This window comes from Streptomyces sp. NPDC002690 (assembly GCF_053592415.1).
Map to the genome: position 1 here is coordinate 1 of NZ_JBSFVR010000429.1, position 5,893 is coordinate 5,893.

Below are 5,893 nucleotides of genomic sequence, written 5' to 3' on the forward strand. Positions count from 1 at the left end.
GTCCAGGGCCGCCAACCGGTCGTTGAGTTTCTGCACCCACGCGTGATCCTGGCCCAGGTGGTGCGTCAGCGGCTGCACCACGAAGTGGCGCCCCGCGTGGCTCATGCCGGTCGTGAGGAAGCCGGAGAGGAATGTCCCGCCCGTGGTGCTGAACTGCCCTGTCGTCAGCACGTTGTACGCGCCCTCCGACAGGTTCTGCGACACGCCTTCGAGCAGCATGTCGGTGCCGTACTGACCCAGCAGGAAGCCTTTCGACGGACCGATCCCGGCCTTCGACATGGCGTCGGGGAGATCGTCCGCCAGTACCCGCAGCGCCGGCCCTTCCACCCGGCCCGCGAGCTCCTCGCGGAGAGCCCTGCCGACGGTGGCCGCCGATCCCGGCCCGGTCCACTCCCTGAGCACCGTCTTCGCCCAGCCGGTTCCCACATCCCGGGCCTGCTCCTTGGTCATGCCCTTCAGCCCCGACCGGGCGAACTGGTCGCCGACGCCGCGTACGAACGCCTTCGCCAGGGACTCGTTCGCGGACTTGTTCAGGCCCTTGGCCAGCTCGCCGTTCATCCCGCCGAGCGTGCCGACGAGATCGTCGGCGAAACGCCTGCCGTCGCGGGCGGAGCCGCTGAGGGAGGCGAGCTTCCTGCCGGTCTCCTGGGTGAGGAGCTTGGTGAAGTCGTTGCCGAGCATCCGGCCGATCCGCGCGCCCGCCTTGGCACCGGCGAAGCTCATCGCTCCGCCCACCAGTCCCTGAACCGCTCCGTAGGCCAGAGCCTGCATCGTGGAGTCCGTACTCCAGGTATCGCGGTTGCCCATGGCCATCTGGACGCCCTGGATGAGGGCGTCCATCGCCAGCCCCATCGCGACGCTGACCGCCGTGTGCACCGCGATGCTCCGGACGAGCGCCCGGATCAGCCGGGGCACCAGCAACCGGACCAGCATGGTCAGCAGCGAGACATGGGCGGTGACCGCCTGACCGAGGCCGGGCACCCACCAGACCGCCGCCTCGAAGATCATCTCCGCGATGAGCTCGATCATCTGCGCGAGGATCATCCACTTGACGTACTCGGCGTCGGTCGCGGTGTCGTCGGCGATCTGCGCGAGGTTGGCCGCCTGGTCCTTCACCCCGGCGAGCGCGGGGGCCTCGCCGCCCGTGAGCAGCTCGGCGTAGCGGACGAAGGCCTGGGCCGCCTCGCCCGAGAAGTTCTCCCTGATGTACCTGGCCAGCTCGGCGAGTTCGTCCCGCATGGTGTCGAAGTCCTCGGCGGTGGACTCGTACAGGTCGGCGGCCTCGCGCAGTTCGTCCTCGTTGATCGACGGCCACTCCATGCCGGTGAGGGCCTTCATCAGCTCCTGCGCCTGCGGGCTGGGGGTCAGCACGGGCGCCGCCGGGAGGTTTTCACGTCAGGAGTCCTCGGTCCAGGCGGCGCCGATCTGCTGGGCCTCGGTCTCCGCCCTGTCGAAGATCTTCATCGCGTCGGTGCCGTCGACGCCGAGCTGGTCGACGAGGACGTTCAGCAGATCGAGGGTCTGGGTGATCGGAGGCATTCCGGCGGTGATGGCCTCGCGGTACTGCTTCGACGCCTCGTCCTCGCCGTCGCCGCCGCCCCGCGCGTTGATCTCGTTGATCCGCGCGACGTTCTGGTTGACACGGTGCAGCGCGTCCGCCGCGCCGGGGTACTGCGCGAACAGCGCCTTGAGCTGCTCGGTGGTGCGCAGGTCCTCACTCATCGGCCCATCCCTTCCGTGCGGCTGCGCCGTCCCGTGGGGCCTCGCCCGCCATCGGATCGGCGGTGGCGGCACGCAGAGGGGCCAGCAACTCCTCCAGCGCGCTGCCGGACTCCATGGAGCGGCGCATCGCGGCGCCCGCGCCCCGCAGGGGCGCGAACGCCTCGTAAGCCTCCCGGCCCGCCTGCTCCTGGGCCCTGGTGACCACGTCGAGCAGGACCTTGCCCAGCCGGGCCGCGTCCAGCCGACGATGGTCCTCGGTGTGGAACTTGATCTCACGGACGTCCCCGCGCGCGCCGACGGTCACGCTGACGGAACGGTCCTTCGAACGCACGGTGATGGTCCGCGCCGCAAGCTCCCGCTGGGTTTCCAGGAGGCGGTCCCGCTGGGCGCGCAGACTCGTCGTCATCTCCCCGAGCTGCTCCTGGAGCACGGAGGCGATGGCCGGAGCCGGCCCCCGTGACTGTCGTTCCTCCATCAGCCGATCACTCCTGTTCCGCCGGTGCGCCGTGTTCCCCAGGTGTCCTCGTCCTCGTCGAGGTAGCTCTTGCGTTCCCGGTCCTGCCCTTGTCCGGCCCCGCCCGGCGACATGCCGCCGCCCATCGGGGGAGTCGTGGGGCTGCTGGACGTGGTGGAACGCCGGCTGCTGAGCGCCGCCTCCCCGGCCGCGCCGGTGACGGGCTCGGTCGAGGACGTGCGCACCCGGGTCGCGCGCGAGGCCGCCGTCTCCCCGGCGGCCTTGGTGTAGTCGGTGTAGCTGCCGTCCGGCTGCTTCACGCGCAGGGTCGCCCCGGCGTTGCGGGCGGTTTCGAGCGCGTCCGCGTCGAGGCCGGTGGTGCGCGTGGAGGAACGCGCGCGCTGGAGGGACTGTTCGAGGGCGCGCTGCCGCGCGGCGCTCTGCTGCTGGCCCTTCAGCTGCTCCTCGTACGCCTTGTCCTGCGCCTCGGCGGCGTCCTCCAGGGCCTGGGACCGCCGGATCTGGGCTTGCTGGGTCTGGTAGGCGCCCGCCGGAGCCTTGACCAGGCTGCCGTTCGTGTTTCGCAGGAGGCCACCGCCCGGAGCGGTCACCGTGCCGTCGGCGTTGATGACCGACCCCGTCGGATACGCTCCGCCGTCGTACCCGGTCCCGCCGTCCGTGAGACCGAGGCCGCCCGTGCTGACGCCGTCGGAGCTCAGCTCTCCGGAGCCCGCCTGGGCGGCGGCGTTCTGGAGGGCCTGCTCGCGCAGGGCGGCGGTGTCCGCCACGTTCGTGGTGTCCGCCGCGTCGTCGGTGTAGGCCGCCGATGTGTCGTCGACCTGTGCGGACCCGGGGCCGGCGGCGAAGGACTGGGCGGCGAGGCTGTCGCCGTCCGTCGTGGCACCTTCGTCCGTGAGGGACTCCTGTTCCTCGGCCCGTGCCGCCTCGGCGGCCCGCGCGGCGGCGTCCGCCGCGGTGGCCGGGGTACCGTCCGCCTGGGTGCCGTAAGGGCTCGCGCTGTAGGTCTCGGCGCTGTTCGGCGTGCGCCAGTTCGGCGCGGTCACGCCGGGGACGAGAGCAGCGGCCGTGCTGTACGCACCCTCGACGGCGGGCAGTTGGACGTGCGCGGCCGCGTCCAGATTGTCCACGACTCCGATCTTCCAGTCCTGCTTGGCCCGGTCTTCCAACCGGTCCCAGAAGCCCTGGTCGGAGGGTGAGCCGAACGGGGTCTGGACGACCGGTCCCGCCGTTCCGCTCACCGTCTGGGCGGTCTGTCCGACGAACGGATCGAAGGCCTGGTGGAACAGATGAACGACCCGCTGGGCGGGCCAGGCGCCGGGACTGTTCCTCCAGGTCTCGTAGGCGCGGCTGAGCGCCATGGTGGAATCGCGCAGCTGACTGCGGGCACGGTCGATCTCCCCGGTGAACTCCCGGGGAGTCGTCATCTGCACAGCCAGGTCCTCGAACTCGTTGGCGATGCCCGTGAGCGCGTCCTTGAGGGCGCCGGCCGCGCTGCCCTGGAGCTCCGCGTCGGGCACGTCGATGTCGCGGGCCATGCCCGTGATCAGTTCGTGGGTGGCCATGAGGTGGTCGTGTACGCCCCGCGCGGCCATCACCGCAGAGTCGAAGCTGAGGAGCTTCACCATGTCGGTGCCCGCGTCGGAAGCGCCCCCGTACAGCCGGTCGATCGGTTCGCTCATGAACCGGTGGAGAGGTGTGTCCCCCTCGTTCGAGCCGATGTCCGGGGAGAGGCGGACGCCGACGCGGTAGTAGAGCACCGTGGGGAGCAACAGCGGATCGGTGAGGATCCAGGGGATCGACACGGCCAGGTCCCAGCCCTCCGGCGGACCGCTCTGCGCGCTCGCCGGTTCCACCATGTGCTCGGCGAACCAGCTCGCGTAACCCTCTCCGCTGCCCGCGACCTGCTCCCTGGTGGTGGGTTCCTGCCCGGTGTACAGGGAGAGCGCGTCCTCCCAGGACCCTTCCGCCATCCGTCGTGCTCCTCTCGCGGGGCCGCGTCGCCCGTATCGCCGCTACGCGGTGGGGGCCCCGGCCGGGGCGGTTGTCGTCGTGCTCGTCGATCCGCCGAAGGCCGCCAGGGCGTCCCGCAGATCGGCCATCATCTCGGCGGCGGTCAGCGCCGCGCCCTCCTCGCCCTCCTTCTGAAACTGGTGGGCGAGGACGAGGTCCTTGACGAGACCACCGAGATTGGTCTCCATCGAGGCCAGTTGCGTCTCCATGGCTACCGCGAACGCCTTGAACTTGTCCTGCAGGGCCGTGGCACTCACCGCGCCCTTGCCGGAACCGGCGTAGATGTGCGGGTAGATGCCGCTGCCGCCCTTGCCGGCGAAGGTCTGCAAGGTCAGCCGCGACGGATTCTTCATCAACGCCTCGATGACTCCGTTGAGTTGTGCGACCGTCCGGTCGATCGCCGCCTGGTCGACTTTGTAGGTACCCGTGCCGTCGCCGGTCGCCTGATCGGCCATCACTGCGCCGACAGTTGGCGGCCGCCGGCCAGGTCGGCCTGGATCTGGAGGTCCACCATGTTGGTGAGGGCCTGCGTGCCCTGGGTGAAGGTCGTGTTCATCTTGTTGATCGCCGCGTTCACCGTGCCCTGGAACTCGGCCCACGCCTGCGCGGAGTCGCCGGAGAACGACTGCTGGAGCGGCCGGATGCGGTCCAGCATGTCCTGCAGGGCCGCCGTCATCGCGGCATTGGCCTGCCCCATGTCGTCGATCGCGGCGTTGGCCGCGGCCTTCTTCAGTTCGACGTCCGCCATGTCGTTCTCCTCGATGCGTTGATGTGTTCCGGTCCTCGGTGGTCCCGAGGTCGTACGTTCCCGCCATGACGGGCGAGCAGGGGCGGCTACTTGCCGCTGAGCGCCGCGTAGGCGCTCTCGCCCTCGTCGGAGAAGGTGCCGCCGGACGGGCTCCACGCGGCGGAGTACTGCTGGGCGTCCATCTCGCCGGTGTTGTGGGTCTGGTCGGCGGCGGTCAGGGCCTGGTGCAGGGAGTCCACGCGCTGTTTCACGGTGTTGTAGACATCCAGCCACTCTTCGAGCTTGTTGGTGAACGAGGTGGCGGACGCGGCGACGTACGAGATCCGGACGTCGTCGTGGATCTGCCGCACGGTGTTGGCGGCTTTCGCCATCGCGGCGACGTTGTCCTCCAGCGCCTGGCGGGCGAGGTCGATCGCCGCCTGTTCCCTGTTGTAACGGTCCGAACCACCCACGGTGTCCGCGTAGTCACTCATGTCACGTTCTCCTTTGCCGTGCGCGCCCGAACTGATGGCACGTCACCTTAGTTGCTGATACCGAAAGTTGTGGAGGAAAACAACCTCAAATAAAGCTCAGAGAATTCCCGGCTTTCAATCCGCCGGCCCGCATTGCGCACTCGTATACGAACGGGCCGTCCTGACGGGTTCGTCGCCGCCGTCATTCGGCCCTGCGGCCGATAGCGGTCCGGCCCGATTCGCGGCCGCCGGATCGAGAAGCGGGCCCTGCGGAAAGAGCCTCAGCAGACGGTACGGGAGGCGCACCGCCGACGACGCCTCGTATCCCAGTTGTTGCGCGGCCTTCGGGGCCAGTGGGTAGGCCACTCCCGCATCCGTCACCAGGTACTCGGAAGGTGGCCGGCTGATGAACGCGCAGACGGTACGCCGCAGAGCCGCCGGGGTCACCTTCCTGCTGGTCCCCGCCGTGCTGGTGTGGGTCTCGGT

At 69.8% G+C, this 5,893-nt stretch carries 8 protein-coding genes; all 8 read right to left on the reverse strand.

The window, feature by feature from the left end:
• On the reverse strand, window positions 1-1,371 hold a 1,371-nt coding region (locus tag ACWD3D_RS32440; RefSeq protein ID WP_451464311.1), incomplete at its 3' end, for a WXG100-like domain-containing protein.
• A 24-nt stretch (window positions 1,372-1,395) separates the two neighbouring features.
• Window positions 1,396-1,722, reverse strand: coding sequence for a hypothetical protein (locus tag ACWD3D_RS32445; RefSeq protein ID WP_451464312.1), 327 nt, complete (start codon window positions 1,720-1,722; stop codon window positions 1,396-1,398).
• On the reverse strand, window positions 1,715-2,197 hold the full coding sequence (locus tag ACWD3D_RS32450; RefSeq protein ID WP_451464313.1) for a YbaB/EbfC family nucleoid-associated protein: 483 nt from the start codon (window positions 2,195-2,197) through the stop codon (window positions 1,715-1,717). The genes ACWD3D_RS32445 and ACWD3D_RS32450 overlap by 8 nt, the downstream gene beginning before the upstream one ends.
• Complete coding sequence (locus tag ACWD3D_RS32455) at window positions 2,197-4,167, reverse strand: hypothetical protein (RefSeq protein WP_451464314.1); 1,971 nt, start codon at window positions 4,165-4,167, stop codon at window positions 2,197-2,199. Before ACWD3D_RS32455 ends, ACWD3D_RS32450 begins: the two co-directional genes overlap by 1 nt.
• A gap of 42 nt (window positions 4,168-4,209) precedes the next feature.
• Window positions 4,210-4,662 carry a hypothetical protein gene (locus ACWD3D_RS32460; protein WP_451464315.1) on the reverse strand — a complete coding sequence of 151 codons (453 nt, stop codon included), beginning with the start codon at window positions 4,660-4,662 and terminating at the stop codon, window positions 4,210-4,212.
• Complete coding sequence (locus ACWD3D_RS32465) at window positions 4,662-4,955, reverse strand: hypothetical protein (protein ID WP_451464316.1); 294 nt, start codon at window positions 4,953-4,955, stop codon at window positions 4,662-4,664. Before ACWD3D_RS32465 ends, ACWD3D_RS32460 begins: the two co-directional genes overlap by 1 nt.
• An 86-nt stretch (window positions 4,956-5,041) precedes the next feature.
• The gene (locus tag ACWD3D_RS32470; protein WP_451464317.1) at window positions 5,042-5,428 is read right to left on the reverse strand and encodes a hypothetical protein; all 387 of its coding nucleotides are present in this window, start codon (window positions 5,426-5,428) and stop codon (window positions 5,042-5,044) included.
• A 114-nt stretch (window positions 5,429-5,542) separates the two neighbouring features.
• The coding region (locus ACWD3D_RS32475; RefSeq protein ID WP_451464318.1) for a type VII secretion protein EccB at window positions 5,543-5,893 on the reverse strand (351 nt) is incomplete at its 5' end.

What these genes read in the sequence shown, in the direction of transcription:
- ACWD3D_RS32445 (WP_451464312.1), bottom strand. Translation starts at nt 1,722, where the DNA reads ATGAGTGAGGACCTGCGCACCACCGAGCAGCTCAAGGCGCTGTTCGCG.
- ACWD3D_RS32470 (WP_451464317.1), bottom strand. Translation starts at nt 5,428, where the DNA reads ATGAGTGACTACGCGGACACCGTGGGTGGTTCGGACCGTTACAACAGG.
- ACWD3D_RS32465 (WP_451464316.1), bottom strand. Translation starts at nt 4,955, where the DNA reads ATGGCGGACGTCGAACTGAAGAAGGCCGCGGCCAACGCCGCGATCGAC.
- ACWD3D_RS32450 (WP_451464313.1), bottom strand. Translation starts at nt 2,197, where the DNA reads ATGGAGGAACGACAGTCACGGGGGCCGGCTCCGGCCATCGCCTCCGTG.
- ACWD3D_RS32460 (WP_451464315.1), bottom strand. Translation starts at nt 4,662, where the DNA reads ATGGCCGATCAGGCGACCGGCGACGGCACGGGTACCTACAAAGTCGAC.
- ACWD3D_RS32455 (WP_451464314.1), bottom strand. Translation starts at nt 4,167, where the DNA reads ATGGCGGAAGGGTCCTGGGAGGACGCGCTCTCCCTGTACACCGGGCAG.